Here is a 15,140-nt window from a genome sequence, read left to right as displayed (position 1 = left end):
AACAACTTTATTCGAAATAAAGGGGAAAACTTGGAGTTTCATGAGAAGCGCTATGTTGTTGAAACACTAGTTTCTGAGCTGTTATTACGATGTGAGGAGTCACGTATTCAAGTTACGGCAATTGGTTATCTAGATGAAATACGTTCGAGCATGAGGGGCGGGGATAGTGTAGTATCTCCGTTAATAGTTGGTGAATTGAAGAGGGGGAAGTAAAGTAATTGACGAAGAGAGCTAGAGAGTAAGCACAAAAAAATATCGACCAATAAGTTATATTTTATTTAGAAATGTTAAATTGGTAAAAAATTGTTATTAAAGTGTTGCTCGTGGATAAATTTCAGGATACGGATCCGATTCAGGTGCAGAAGTGTGACGACTATTGCAATGTAATGAGGTACATACCCTATAGTTATATTTAAAGAACTTTCAGTGAATTACAAATAATGACAACATTCGACTTTTAATATCTTATATACTTAGTAGCACTAAGAATAAAAGGAAGGTGTAATACTATTGAAAAGTTATTTTTTGTTTTGTTTAGTATAGTTTTAGGGGCAATATGCGGTTTTTTGGGGTTTATATTAGTATTGTCTTCAGGACGAGGGGGACTTGTACAGTTTGATAATGCCGCCTCAGTAGTTTTCCTTCCAATTCTTTTAATAATGATAGGAGGGTACGTATCAATTTTTATTTTATTAAGACATAGGTATAGTAGCCTTTTTAAGGTTGTTAATATTATCGTCTTCTTAATATTTTTATTATCTACACCTACTATACAGATTATTCAAGCAAAAATGGAACATAATCTAGCTATTCCATCACAAGAAATACAGAAACATGTATTCAGTGAAATTGATCAAATAATAGAAGAAATTCGCATTCCGTATAAGATTGATATTAATACTAGTGAGAATGATACAGAAGAGTATGGACAAAGGGTATATGTTGTCTTAGTAAGAACAAATAATGGAGATATTCAAAAGGAGGAAATTAATAAACTTTTAGATAAACTTCCTGATATCGGAGCGTTGAGTTTATCCTTTCATAATCATAATAATGACTATGTTATTGGTTTGAATTTGGATAAAGAAAAAAGGATTACCCAGTGTACTCCATATGATATATGTAAAGAATTTGACTTTAAAAAAATAAATTAGAGGTGAAATAATGATAAAAAAGATCAGGTTAATACTGCTTTGCTTTATTATTTTACAATGTTCCTTATTTGAAGGAATTAGTTATGGACAAATTGCAGAAGCTCAAAACATTAATGATTTACAGAATATTGGAATTAGGAGCACTTATGCTTATGCAGAAAAATATACTGTAGAATTTGGAGAATCAATTAAAAATACACTATCGCTTTGATGATAGGGGACATGCGGTTAATATAAAAGTTTATCGTAATGGAAGTTATCATTCGCAAGACTATCAAAGTTATAACGGCTCACTAAGTGGCACATATGAATTTACTGCTAATAATGGAAATCCTAATTCAACTTATAAAGGTAGTTATTATGAAGATGGTATCTATAAATTTGTTATTACTCCTGCTGAAAGTGGAGGAGAAGATTATTCTGATGAGGTTTCTGTAAAAGTATATCAAGACAGAATTATATTTATACCAGGAATAATGGGGAGTGAGTTGCTCGCAAATAATAAAAACGATAGAGTATGGCTTCCAGATACTTTAGAAGTTTATAGTGATATAGCTAAAATAGCCATGGGTAAAGACGGGAAGAGTATCTATGATATTTCTCCTGGGAAACCACTTCTCGATTGGTACATGAATTTTGATGATTATTTTACCAAACAAAATTACAAGGTGATAAATTATGGGTATGATTGGAGGCTGAGTGTAAAAGAGAATGCTTCACTTCTAAAACCAATTATTGATAAGGAAATAAACAACAAGATTCCCGAAGGTAAAATATTTGTTGTGGCACATAGTATGGGGGGACTTGTAGCAACTGAGTACATAAATCAAGGTAATGGAAAAAACATAGATAAATTGATAACATTAGGAACTCCATATTTAGGCGCTCCAAAAGCAGTTCAAATATTTGAAACAGGTCAGGCTGCTACTCCGGTTCAAAATTACGTTATTGCAGGTGCAATTAGAGATGTTATGCCAAATATTATATCTGCATATCAGTTACTTCCTACAAGAGAGTATTTTATTAATAATAATAGCTATATATCTAGAGAAGATAAGATTACTCCCAAAGGAAAGAGATCACATTATGAGAAGACAAAAATTTATGGATACGATTCAACAATAGCATTTCTAAAACAACGAACTTGGTATAATAATCAACTGATGGAGGAAACTAAAAAATTCCATGAAAATTTAAATGTTTTGAAAAATCTCAATTCTATTGATTCATATTACATAATAGGAGATCAAATTCCGACTGTAAGTGAAATAGTATTAGCTAATTATGAAACTTATAAAGAGGTTTCTCAAGTTACAGATATAAAAACTGCCTTAGGTGACGGGACAGTTCCATTAAAGAGTGCAAATGTTAAAAGTCAACTTAAATCAAGTAAAGTTTATTATATTAAGGAGGAGCATGGCCAGTTAGCCAATAATACAGATGTTCAAAAACAAGTATTAAATATATTAAAGAACCAACCCAATATACTTGCTTCAGGAAAAATTCACAAGGAACCAAACAGTATTAGCGTATTGAAATTAAAAATTGACGATAGTCCAGTAACATTAGATGTTTATGACTTATCGGGTAATCATACAGGACCAATAAATGCTGAGAAATATGAGACGAAAATTCCTTATGGACAATATTATGAAGATAGTAAAACTAAATTTGCTCTATTAGAGGAAGGAAATTATAACGTTCGTTTAAAAGGAACAAGCCTTGGGATAATGAATTACTCGTTAGTGTGGACTAATGGAAATGATGTCGAAGAAAAAACTATACGTTTTGATGAAGTTGAAGTAACACCAACGTCTATTTTTACATCAGGAACTAATAGAGATGGACAAATCGTACTACAGATAGACGATAACGGGGATGGAATTATTGATCGTACTTTATCTCCTTCAGTTGAATTGGATCTCATCGGTACACAAGATGAAACAATTCCAACTATTACTTCACGTATTGATGGTGTAAAAGGTGTTAATGAATGGTATGGAAAAAATGTTTATTATAATTTAATTGGTGAAGATAGTGAATCAGGTGTTTATAAAAGTTTTTATAATTTAAATGAATCTGGATTCAAAGAATACACTGCACCGATTCCTTTACCCGATACAGGTATTTATATTTTTGAATCTTTTGTAAGGGACAAAAATAGAAATGATTCAGAAATATTAAGGGAGACTGTAAAAGTAGATACGACAGATCCGACGAAACCTACAATGACTATAGTCCCCCTAAAGTGGACTAATCAGTTTGTTAGTATAACCTTATCCGACTCCGAGGACGCAGATAGTGGATTTCAAAAATATCAATACAAAATTGGACAAGATGGTGAGTGGAAGGACTATACAACTCCTGTAATTATTGATACCGAAGGACTGTACAATGTCTATGCAAGAGCAGTAGATAATGTTTTCAATTTGAGCGAGGAAGTTTCGGGAGATGCAAAGGTTGATAAGACAAGGCCTACAACTCCCAAGGGGTTTGAGATTTTATCTTATAATTATAATCAAATTAAAATATCCTGGTTGCCATCAACAGATAATGTAGAAGTAACGGGTTATGATGTTTATCAGAATTCAGTATTCATAGGAAGTACGACTGATACTGAGTTTACATTTAATAACTTAGTAGCGAATAGATCGTATACCTTTACTGTAGTAGCGAGAGATGAGGCTACTAACTCGTCACTGGATGGCATTTTTGTTGTCCGAACACCTAAGAGTATGGTGGGCACTGGGATTGATCATACGCTTCAAGTGAAGTCAGACGGCAAGGTATTGGCTTGGGGCTTCAATAACCAGGGCCAATTGGGAGATGGAACAACGTCCTCCAAGACAACAGCGGTGGAAGTTCCTGGACTGACGGGCGTCCTTTCGGTGGCCGCAGGGACAAGCCACAGCTTGGCTCTGAAGAGCGATGGGACGGTATGGTCCTGGGGATCTAACGGCTATGGTCAGTTGGGGAATGGGGCGCACAGTCTGATTCCCGTGCAAGTGAAGAACTTGAGCGGGATTACAGGGATTGCAGCAAACGGAAATACCAGCTACGCCTTGAAGGGCGATGGGACGGTATGGTCCTGGGGATCTAACGACTATGGTCAGTTAGGAGATGGCACGACAACAACCCGAACGCTGCCGGTGCAAGCTATCGGGGTGAGCGGAGTCAGTGAATTGGCAGCTGGATACAGATATGTTTATGCTCTTAGAACTGACGGTACCGTATACGGCTGGGGAGTAAGCACTAGCAATTTTATCCCGGGAGCAAGTGGAAGTCCTACCACGAAGGCGATCTTGATGACGGGATTGACGAACATAGCGAGCATCGGGACGTCAAACGGTGGTCTGGCGCTGAAGAAAGACGGAAGTGTAGTAGTATGGGGAGGGAATTACTCCGCGGTAACCCCGGTGAATGGATTAAGCGGAATCGAGAGCATCGCTGGGGGCAGCAGCAACTATGCGATTGCAGGAGATGGCAGCGTATGGAATTGGAAGAATTGGACGAATGACACACCGATTCAAATGGCAGGCTTAAGCGACATAGATGCAGTAGCGGTGGGCAAGAACCATGCGGTAGCGTCGAAGGCAGACGGAAGCACGTATGCATGGGGAAGTGCGAACACCCAAGGGGAACTGGGAGATGGAACGACGGTAGCGCACAGCACACCGGCGTTGGTACAGCTGAATACAGCACCACAGGTCACTTTAACGTACCCAATAGGGAGCCAAAGCGCTCCGGAAGAAAGTCATGTAAGTAATCCATCGATCCGTTGGACACAAGAGGATGTCGCATTAACCAACTTTGCAGTGTATCAGGTACAGGTGCTGGATGCGAGCGGAGCGGTAGTGGTGGATTCCGGTGAGGTGAAGCAGGCAACGACAGCAGCTGCCAATGCCTGGACGGTCACGAAGCCGCTACCAAGTGGCCAAGCGTACCAGATCCAAGTACGTGTGAATGATGAGCACTTATGGTCGGAATGGTCGAGTGTAGGCTGGATTAAATATTCTGAATTATCTTTGAGAGGCCTGCAGCATCAAATGGCTGTGGAGTCAAGTAAGAGGCAGTTGTAATTAGGGACGAGACAACAGTAACTTTAACTGTATATGGACTTGATAATTCTGTTGATACAAATTTCTCTGGCCTAAGTAAACTTGAGTTATCAGGATACCAAGTATTAAACGACGATACCCCAGGTAAAATCGGAAATATTGACCTCTCTAAGTTAGGTATTACTATGATTGACATTGAGTTCAATAAGGGAGTCGCCACTGTTCCTTTAACACTATTTACGGATGGAATCCATAATCTTACTTTCCGCCTAGTTGGGATTGATTTGGTTGGATTGTTGAATATTGAGGTCAAACTTAATGGAGAGCAATCGGATGCAAGTGAACCAGTTAGAGAACAGTCATTAGAAACAAATTCAGCAGTTGAAGAGGATGTTAATATTATCCCAGATCAAAATCGAAATAATGTAAAGGACAAATTATTCGAAGAAGAATTAGTAGTGAATGCTTTATTGAGTAGCTTTAAAATGAGTATTTATCAATATCCAACGTATATGAATTACCAAGGGAAATTTGATTTACACCTATACTGATTGTGTCTGACTATTTGGGGGAAGCGACTGAAGGTCGTTCAGTAAAAGCTATACTCAGTAGAGGTAACGGACAATTAGTTGGGGTTGAAGAAGCATTGACCGATGTAAACGGATATGCGAGTTTTAATGATTTAATGGTAATCAACAACGAAGGTGATTTCGAGCTTACATTTATACTTGATGATGGAATAACAAGAGAAAGTATTCAAGTTATTTGCCTCAAGAAAAGTGAATTGTTAGAACATGTAAACCAATAAAGAAGTTAAGCCTCCTTTCCAAATAAACTGGGAAGGAGGCTTATTAACAAAATGATGTGAAAAATCGCCAAAGAGCTCGGCATCAGCCGGAGTTATGTGTCGAAGATCGAGAAAAGAGCGCTCATGAAGCTGTATTGACCTGCTGTGATGTAGTTTTTTTTGCAGAGCTGTTTTATAACAATAATAGATATAGAAGTTATATAATAATCCATATATTGGGGGTGTCGGTCAAAGTAGAATACGCTAATGATGCCAAGCACGAAGTAATTTGCCATAATGACGCAGCACTTTATAATCTTGACTTTCGAATGGAGTGCCGGCTGACATGGCAGGTCCAGGTCCGCGCCTGTGTGACAATGCTATACTCTTTACACATCGATACCGCTTGGAGGTTCAAGGAAAATGAAAGTAGCACTCTATCAGCGTGAAAAACATGCTGCAGAGCGCAGTCGGAGAGTTCACCTGTTTTTTGAATCTTATGGAATTCCTGTCTCAAACAATCTGCAAGGCTAAATTATTGAATGGTTGATTGTGTTGTTAAAGACGATAAAAAATTTGCGGCTAATGGAAACCAAGCCTTTCAAAAAGTGATTGATGAGGGGCAGTTGTCTCACTATAAGAAAGAGATTCGATATGTAAAAGATCATTTTGAAGATTGTAAATAGAAATCCAATATTAAGCTAACGGGAAACGTTAGTTTAATAAACCAGCGGCGTTCTCACGGATTCTAAAAAATTTCAGTTGGAAAGCGACATCGTTTCGTGTTCACAACCTCAAGAAATTCGATAACACAGGCGAAGATATGGAGGACTTGATCTCAATTGGGACGATCGGACTGATCAAGGCCATTGAGAGTTTTCGTCCAAACAAAGGGACGAAACTGGCGACTTTTGCGGCTCGCTGCATAGAAAATGAAATATTGATGCATCTTCGTTCACTCAAAAAAACACGTAAGGATGTTTCGCTGCACGACCCAATCGGAACGGACAAAGAAGGGAATGAGATTACCCTTATAGATATTCTGGGTACGGAGGCGGATGAGGTCCTTGATCGGGTACAACTCAAGATGGAGAAGAGTAAAATTTACCGAAATCTCGATATCTTGGATGCACGGGAGCAGGAAGTGATTAAAGGAAGATTCGGGTTGGAGCATGGGGGAGAAGAACGGACCCAACGCGAAATCGCCAAAGAGCTCGGCATTTCCCGCTCGTATGTATCTCGGATTGAGAAGCGTGCGCTCATGAAGCTGTATCATGAGTTTTATAAGGCGAAGCGGTGACTTGGAAATGTAGGATAATAGCCAGTAGGGATGAGATACTAATATCTCAATCCTACTGGCTGTTTGTTTTCCGGAACATAAACAAACGTAGGATTTCATCGTAGGGATTCTTGCTTTCTTGTATACTGTACAAGTAGCTTAAAAAATACAACTAATATTTAGTGTAGGAGGCTTCAGTGCAAAATTTTGATGATGTGCTTTCGTTTATTAGCCAATCTTTTTTGAGAAAAGATGAGCAGCTAGAGATGCCAAGAACAAGAGGCGAAACTTCACTTATAGATATAGATATTGTAAAAAGAACAGCACGTACGATAAGAAGAGTCGGGATCATTACAGTTGCTCGAGAGTATTCCTCAATTGTTGGAGCCCTCCCGGACCAGCAGCTTTTAAGTTGGACAGTGGGAAAACGTGCCTCACTAGACGATAATCAACAAACTTTTGATTGGCTTCATAAAGGATGGGTTTTGAAAGAAGTTCGTTTTAAACGCGATGGGAAATCTGTAGAACGAATTCAGTACCGCATGGGCTATCTATTATATGTATATTTATTAAATAAGCAAACGGATGAGCATCGGGATTTTTTAAATCAATTTACGAAATATCAGTCGAATGCTGCGCAGAAAATGGAAAAAATCACGTATTTACATGACGAACGATTACTTCAGTTGAAAGATTTGGCATTATTCTTGTCAGGTAGTTTACAATGGAGCCCTAATGATCTAGAGGATCAGTATATTTTCCCAGCGAATTGGAGTATACCTAAACGAATCGAAGGCTTAAATTTTTTATTAGCATTTCTCTTGATTTCTAGTAGCAAAGAAATATTTGATTGGAAAGAAATTGGCGCGCATTACTACCCGGGTATTGGAGGCTCAAAGGCATTTGATGCGTATAAAATAGTGTTTCTAAATATTTTGGAGACGATAAGTGGACATTCTTTGGAAACGTTAGGCATGATTAGTGGTGGACAAATTACTTCAATCTATTTTGCCGGAGAGATTGAAGGAACGTGGTCGAATTTTCGAGCAGGTCCTGTACATGCCTTAACTAATATTTCGGTTTCACAAGACCATTATTTAACTAGAGCAACAACACTCTGGTTAGTTGAGAATCGCGCCATTTTAACTCGTATGTCAGCAGAACCTCATTTCTTGCAGGAGACAAATTCATTGATAGTTTGTGTAGATGGTCATCTTCGAAGTGCGCATAAACATTTCATCAGACTACTGTTGCAGAATAGTAGTATCGACCAAACGATTTTTTGGAGCGACTATGATGAAGCTGGACTACAAATTGCAGGAGAGATGTTTCAATCGCTCATGGGACACGCTGTGCGGCATAAATGGATCTGTCCGGATCACTCGATAATAACCAATTGGTCGGAGTATCAACAGAGCATGAAGAGTTTACTACAAGATATGAAATCAGAACAAGAGATCGTGTTAGGGGAGGCAGATGATTGGAGAAGCTGGATCAACCATTAATTTCAATTTTTCAAACAAACGAATCCAAACCGGAAATGCATCAGGCATTAAGGGATATTGCATTGTTATCTGGGGTTCTTAATGATCTCAACTCACAAAACTTCCTGCAGACACCTATCGAAATTTTACGATTTCTTCGTATTATTCAATTGATTAATGAGGAAGCATTGGGACTCGATGAACCGATTGAAAACGCAGATACGCTATATTTTCGTTATCGTAACCGCTTTGATGACCTTGAACCACCAAGTAAGAAAAAGGTCGAACAAATTGTAAATGTTCTTGTGAAGTATAACTGGATATCCAAACAAACAAGACAGCTAAAAATGCGGGATGTAGGTAAGCGGATGATGGATACACTCATACGTCTTGCAAATGATTCATTAGCCTATTATATGCATGATGAAATTGGCAGATCGTTATTCCAAGCTAGACGGGATGCTGAGCTTAGCGAAGCATATGACGATCATGGCATATCGGGTGGTAATAAAATTGCCAGTATGATTCGCAACGTTGAAAATGCAATTCAATTGATGAAAGAACGAGAATTAGAGATGCTAGCTGACCGTAATGCGCTACCTCAACTTGAGATTATACATCAGCTAATGCAGGAATTAGAAATTAAATTGTCGGAGCGTTTTCGCCAATTCCATACGTTAGAAGACAGTCTGGTACTCAGCAATTTAATGCAGTCAGGAACTTCTGCACTTGCTGACGGCACGAATTTGAGCATGGGGATGATCAATAAATATCTTAAATTCACGATGATGAAGCAAACGATGCTATTGTCCTCCATAAATCCGGAAAAAGTAAGGATGTTTATTGCACAAATGTATGATCCGCCTCAAGAATCAGACATTCCTAATGCTCATCAAATTATGAGCTTTATGGAGCAAAATGAATACGAGGGTGAGTCCATGGATGGTATATGGGTTCCGGTTAAATTCGCTGCGCCTTTATCAGGAGAAGCAATTGGTGAAGCCATACAATATCTAGAAAACTATGAGCCGATTGTTGACTTAATGCAAGAAGATGTCCAGGAAATCGAATACGAAAATGAGGAAATGGATATAGCTCAACTAGAAGATATGATGGGAGATTTAGAGTGGTTGCTTACTAAATCCATGATTGAAACGGAAGCGATTGAAGATTTCATGAAGGAAGTAGAGGCTGCTCCTATAGAGACCGTAATGATTGAAGCTACATCTACGGCGTGGGGGGATGCGATTAATGCGCTTACTGCGGTATCTGCGTTGGTAGGCAGCAAGAAGTTAACATTGGAGGAAGCGCCGGATAATTCCAAAGTCCAGGCCTCTATTTATGAAAAGGAATGGGATTGGATGAATCGTGATGATATTAATCAAGTGGTTAAGAATAAAAAAAATTGCACTATTAAGAATAGGGCCACAAAAAATATGCATGAGGGGAGTGATGATGAGCTTGAATCATGAAATAGATGTGAACCCTCTTAATGTCATGCAGGCTATCAAAGGAATGTTAACCGAAGTCGAGGAGATTGTTTTTATGAATCTCTTATTCTCATCCTCAGCAACAATACGTGCGGGGAATTTCGGATTATCTAGGCGTGAGGTGGAAAAGCAATTAAAGATCTCTGATGATCATGAGAAGTTCGATTCATTTCTGAAGCGGGTTAATCAAGCAGTAAGCCGGTATTTTAAAGTGATTTATGATGAGAAAAAGGATCAAATCGTCGTCATGATGAGAGTTCCTGCTAAAGCTGCACGCAGTACATTGTCTAAAGAAAGTTTAGCAATCCTTCTGTTTATATTTTACCAGCAAGAAGTTTTACAGCATGAGTTTACATTATTTGATCAACTGTTAAATGCCCTTGGACATGAGACTACAAAGGCAAATCAACGTTTGAATCTGAATATAGACCAACTGAAAAAAATCGGTGCACTTGAAGAATATGATACAAATTCTAATGAGAAGGCTTATGCAATTACTGCAATTGGTGCAAACATGTTCTCGGATTCATTTTTACGGCGTACTGTTGAATTTAGTCAATCCAATCAATTAAATAAAGAAGAAGTACTGAAATTCTTCAAACGATATAATCTGTATCAGGAAGGAACTGAAGAAGAACTATGATTCCATGGAAAATGTGGTTTACTGGCATCAGAGATTATCAACCTACTGTGATGGATTTATCAGGAAAAGAATCGCATATATTGATAACCGGCCCTAATGGAGCAGGGAAATCTACTGTGACCTACTGCATGGGGGTTGTTCTATATTCTTCCAAGGTGGATATTGAGGGTCTGAAATCTCGTAATCTCCTTCCGAATGATACATGGAAGGCTCATATTCGACTTCTCTTTAAGAATGAGGGACGCATGCGCATTGATGCCCCTACTTATGTTGAATTTGCAGTTTATATCCTACAGGAACCAGGACAACCGACTAAGAAGGAATTTGTTATACATTCGGGGGATGATCCAGAACAGTGGGATGAAACAATTAAATATACATCGGGTGATCGGCAATACAATTTCACCACCTACAAGAAGGATCTCCAGTACAAATATAAAATTGATCCAGATTTATTCTATCTGATTTGGTACCAGCAGGAGGTAAATCAGTTTGCAGTTATGGATCCGCAGGAGCGGTTTCGCATTTTTGCCGAAATGCATGGTATTGATCAGGTGCAGCGGAATTGGGAAGAAAGTATGGAGCAGCTGAAGGATGTAAATGAAAGTTTAAGAACGGCTGAAGTAAATGTAGCCAATAAGAAGCAATGGCTAGGTATGGCGCGATCAGCTCTAGAACGGTATGAAGATAATCAGAAACGGCTTGTAGAAGGAGGGAAGCTGTACGCTGGAGCTTTACTGAAATTAGAGATTTACTACAAGCAAGAACAAGTGGATTTAGTAGCCAAGGAAGAACAATTGCTCATGGATCAGGAGATCGCGAAGGATAGACTCGGGATATTACAGGAGCAAGGAGATCAATTGAACAATGAGCTAAAACAAATACAAGAAGAAAAAGAACAACTTGATACGAAAATCATTTTATTACAGGAGCAATTAGCTGTTGTGAAAAAAGAAATTGAAGAAACTACAATTGTAATTGGAGAATTAGATATCCAGTTGAAGGAGCTTAATCAAGAAAAGTCTCAAATTACACGAACTGAAGAAGATGTTCATCAGCAGCTATCGGAAATAACTAAGCAGCTCAATGAATTGAATATCGAGATTGAGAAGGCGGAAGCTAGTCTTCAAGAAACCGAAGATGTTATAGCGCAAATATTGGATTCAAGCTCTAACTTGAAAGCGCTGATTCAACAGGATAGAGGGTTGGATCATATGCACCAAGAACGGTTACGACAGTATCGCAGCAGTCATGATGTACAGATGGAAATTGACCGCTTAGATCAATCAATTCAACAATCCAAGCAGGAGCGAGAAGATAAGTCTAAACTAATTCAGGAGTTATCCGATGAAAAATGCATGCTTGAGCAAAATCAATTATGGTCAACTCGTCAAAGGGAATCACTATCTTTGTTTAAAGCCATGGGTGTACGTGCCTATGCATTAAATGAATTACTTGAATTAAACGAGTCTGCTCGACTTAACGCGGAGGAACAGTTTGAGACGATAAAGTATGCGATATTTTTTGATGGTTCGTACGTACAAGCTCCTAACGATTTGTATCATGTTCCTTTACGAAGTACAATACCGGATCGTTCTGTTACTGAAATTCAGACACTTCAAATTCGTGTGAAGAATGGGATAGGAGATGATGTATTCCCACATGCAGTCAAGGCTTTATGGTGGGTAGAACAATTCTTTCTAGCAGGTGAGACACGAATAGAGAATGATGTACTCAGCGACTCAAAGGGGATTCGAGGCCCACAGGAGAAGAAGAGTTATATATTAAGCCAGAAGGCTATGCAGAAACGTAAAGAGGAGATTCAGAAGAAAATTAGTGAATTGAATACATCTCTTGCGAGTCTCCATGACTCCATTAAGAGGGATACGCAGACTATGCAAGAATTACATGCCATTATCCAATCCGTGCGTGAATCGGAAGCCTTTCTCACCAAGAAACATGAACGTGAAGGCAGGATTCTAAAGTATGAAGCGGAGATGCAGAACCTTCAGGAACAGAAGGCGCATATTCATGAAGTAAAGACTACGCACATAGAGTTTATTGAGAAACGGGTCAGGCTGGAGCATATACAAGGTATACTACAGCGTGAAGCAGATTTTTATGTGAAATTAGGTCAGCAGAAGGGGCAGTTTGAAACGTTACAACGTAAGACTCAAGATCTCCACAGCTTATCTATACAGCGGGATACGTTAAAGCAGCATTTTGATACAGCGGAAGAGCAAGTTGAACAAATAGAAGGAAATGAACGTCGACAACAACGCAATTTTTTGAATAATCAAGACGAAATTCAACGAGCATCGCGTACTCTTAATCAAATTGACAATCAAATCAAAGATACAAAAGAAGCTCTTGATACATCTAAAATAAATCTGCTTACGGTTACAGAAGATATTGAAAACCTTAAAGGGGTAGCGCGTTTTATTTATGATGAGGTGGACAAAGAGTTTGAACTTGAAACCAACTTCTTAAAAAAACAACAATCACTTGCAAAGCTCCGTCAAGAGTATGAGTCTGGAAAAGTTACATTTAACAGTGCTAGAAATGAGTCAGGCATTGATCCCGCAGCACCTGAAAATTATAAAGTGATTGAAGAAGAAGTTCATCGATTGCAAGATGAGTATAAGCGGACAAGTTTACTGTTTGAAGAGAATCAAGAACGAGCGGAGAAATTGAAAGATCAGCTGGAGACGACAATCAATATGCGAGTCCTTGAAATTCAACAGCGATTTAAGAACTACATGAGCATTTTTCAATTCGAAGGACAGATCGATTGGAATCAGCAAGAGGATCGTCGAGGTCGAGTGCTCTTCCATTTATTCATAAAGGCTCGCAAGGAAGGGCACCGAGGAACATTAGAGGATGTTAGTGTGAAGGCTCGTGGAGGAAGAGTTGGCAAAGGTGTTTCTGGAGGAGAAGAATCGCTCAGTTCACTACTGTTTGCTCTGGCTTTATTGCAGAATCTGCAAACGGCACCTGGATTTATAGTCATGGATGAATTTGATAGCGCGTTAGATGAGCAAAGGAAGTTAAAGGTATTTGATCTTTATGCAGGTGAATTACAACGTAAATTGATTATCCTGTCGCCAAAGTCGCATGAGAACTCTTATCTGGATCGATTCTCGAAAGCGTACATTGTGCATCATGATCCTACTGTACCGCGAAGTAAAGTGACGGGGTTAGTTTTGAAACGTATATGACGGGTGAGAGAAATGAATTAGCGAGTGAGAAATACACAGATCATTCTTACGGGCTAATTGGTTGTATGATGCATACAGACTTAAGCTAATATGTAATGTACTGTGTTATACTCGAGCTATAATAAAAAATGAGGTGTTTGTATAAATGATGAATCTTACGCAGGACCTTGCTAAATTGATTCGATTAACGGGTGATCGTGCGAAATTGGATGCTAAGGCAAATGGGACATATATAGTATATAAAACAGCTGAGGGCAAGCTTGTTAAAGAATATAGCACAGGTGAGATCAAGGAAATGAATGAACAGGAATCTACCCATGACTGAGACAGTTGCAACCATGTTTGTGTTTGCTGGTAATAATGGAAGTGGTAAGAGCACCATCCGTAATTTGATTGTTGACCGACTTGGTGTAAGTGTGAATATTGATCCGGATGCACTAGCTCGCAAAATTGATACTGTGCATCCCGAAAAGAGTAAAGTATCTGCTGGAAAAGCAGCCATAAGAATAGCCAGAGAATGTATCCGAAATAAGTGGGATTTCACTGTAGAAACTACTTTAGCGGGTGGTAACGTTATTCGACAGATGCGAGATGCAAAGGAACAAGGTTTTGAAATCATTATGTTTTATGTAGGACTAGGGGATGTTCGACTTAATATTGAACGTGTTGCTACGCGTGTGCAAAATGGTGGTCATCACATTGAAACCGCGGATATTATCAGACGTAACGTAACGAGTATGAATAATCTGTTGTCTCACTTGGATCAATTAGATCAATTAGTCATTATTGATAATAGTAAAACAGATGGTGAAATTATTCTTGGAGCAGATAAAAGTGGGATAAAATATTATATAGATGATTTGCCTGAATGGGCACAGATGATTGAACGACAATTACTGATCAGGAACAAAACAAAAAAAGTAAACTAATTCGAATCGGGAGCGATCGCAATCAGTTTATTTTTTACATCACTTCGTGTCCATAACCTCAAGAAATTCGATAACACAGGCGAAGATATGGAGGACTT

The 15,140-nt window shown here is 38.6% G+C and carries 13 protein-coding genes and 1 pseudogene; all 14 read left to right on the top strand.

All coding sequences use genetic code 11. The features are described from left to right. Nucleotides 1-213: hypothetical protein (locus tag EJP82_RS27080; protein ID WP_211350337.1), on the top strand; the 213-nt coding region annotated here is incomplete at its 5' end. 353 nt (nucleotides 214-566) lie between these two features. After that, nucleotides 567-1,154: a hypothetical protein gene (locus EJP82_RS27075; protein WP_127195192.1), complete on the top strand. Its 588-nt coding sequence runs from the start codon at nucleotides 567-569 to the stop codon at nucleotides 1,152-1,154. Between the two features lie 10 nt (nucleotides 1,155-1,164). Then, nucleotides 1,165-1,365 (top strand): hypothetical protein, encoded by a 201-nt coding sequence (locus EJP82_RS28100; RefSeq protein WP_170220319.1) that lies wholly within the window; start codon nucleotides 1,165-1,167, stop codon nucleotides 1,363-1,365. Continuing rightward, nucleotides 1,331-5,233: an OmpL47-type beta-barrel domain-containing protein gene (locus EJP82_RS27070; protein WP_127195191.1), complete on the top strand. Its 3,903-nt coding sequence runs from the start codon at nucleotides 1,331-1,333 to the stop codon at nucleotides 5,231-5,233. Before EJP82_RS28100 ends, EJP82_RS27070 begins: the two co-directional genes overlap by 35 nt. A 164-nt stretch (nucleotides 5,234-5,397) precedes the next feature. Beyond that, nucleotides 5,398-5,763: a hypothetical protein gene (locus EJP82_RS27065; protein WP_127195190.1), complete on the top strand. Its 366-nt coding sequence runs from the start codon at nucleotides 5,398-5,400 to the stop codon at nucleotides 5,761-5,763. 14 nt (nucleotides 5,764-5,777) lie between these two features. Continuing rightward, nucleotides 5,778-6,020 carry a hypothetical protein gene (locus tag EJP82_RS27060; RefSeq protein ID WP_127195189.1) on the top strand — a complete coding sequence of 81 codons (243 nt, stop codon included), beginning with the start codon at nucleotides 5,778-5,780 and terminating at the stop codon, nucleotides 6,018-6,020. A 60-nt stretch (nucleotides 6,021-6,080) separates the two neighbouring features. After that, nucleotides 6,081-6,158: pseudogene (locus EJP82_RS28700) on the top strand (sigma factor-like helix-turn-helix DNA-binding protein); the annotation flags it as partial. Between the two features lie 586 nt (nucleotides 6,159-6,744). Continuing rightward, the gene (gene sigK, locus EJP82_RS27050) at nucleotides 6,745-7,299 is read left to right on the top strand and encodes an RNA polymerase sporulation sigma factor SigK (protein WP_127195188.1); all 555 of its coding nucleotides are present in this window, start codon (nucleotides 6,745-6,747) and stop codon (nucleotides 7,297-7,299) included. 176 nt (nucleotides 7,300-7,475) lie between these two features. After that, nucleotides 7,476-8,783, top strand: coding sequence for a DUF2399 domain-containing protein (locus tag EJP82_RS27045; RefSeq protein WP_127195187.1), 1,308 nt, complete (start codon nucleotides 7,476-7,478; stop codon nucleotides 8,781-8,783). Then, the gene (locus EJP82_RS27040) at nucleotides 8,759-10,234 is read left to right on the top strand and encodes a hypothetical protein (RefSeq protein WP_246054453.1); all 1,476 of its coding nucleotides are present in this window, start codon (nucleotides 8,759-8,761) and stop codon (nucleotides 10,232-10,234) included. Before EJP82_RS27045 ends, EJP82_RS27040 begins: the two co-directional genes overlap by 25 nt. A 25-nt stretch (nucleotides 10,235-10,259) precedes the next feature. Continuing rightward, nucleotides 10,260-10,895 carry a hypothetical protein gene (locus tag EJP82_RS27035; RefSeq protein WP_246054454.1) on the top strand — a complete coding sequence of 212 codons (636 nt, stop codon included), beginning with the start codon at nucleotides 10,260-10,262 and terminating at the stop codon, nucleotides 10,893-10,895. Further along, on the top strand, nucleotides 10,892-14,113 hold the full coding sequence (locus EJP82_RS27030; protein ID WP_127195186.1) for a chromosome segregation protein SMC: 3,222 nt from the start codon (nucleotides 10,892-10,894) through the stop codon (nucleotides 14,111-14,113). Before EJP82_RS27035 ends, EJP82_RS27030 begins: the two co-directional genes overlap by 4 nt. Nucleotides 14,114-14,258: 145 nt before the next feature. Then, on the top strand, nucleotides 14,259-14,438 hold the full coding sequence (locus EJP82_RS27025) for a hypothetical protein (protein WP_127195185.1): 180 nt from the start codon (nucleotides 14,259-14,261) through the stop codon (nucleotides 14,436-14,438). Next, nucleotides 14,431-15,042: an ATPase gene (locus EJP82_RS27020; protein ID WP_127195184.1), complete on the top strand. Its 612-nt coding sequence runs from the start codon at nucleotides 14,431-14,433 to the stop codon at nucleotides 15,040-15,042. The genes EJP82_RS27025 and EJP82_RS27020 overlap by 8 nt, the downstream gene beginning before the upstream one ends. Nucleotides 15,043-15,140 lie beyond the last annotated feature (98 nt).

Origin of the sequence: Paenibacillus anaericanus, from assembly GCF_003994475.1 — a bacterium.
Taxonomy (GTDB): Bacteria; Bacillota; Bacilli; order Paenibacillales; family Paenibacillaceae; genus Fontibacillus; species Fontibacillus anaericanus.
The sequence above is the reverse complement of the archived record's forward strand: the minus strand, read 5'-3'. Positions and strand labels throughout refer to the sequence as shown.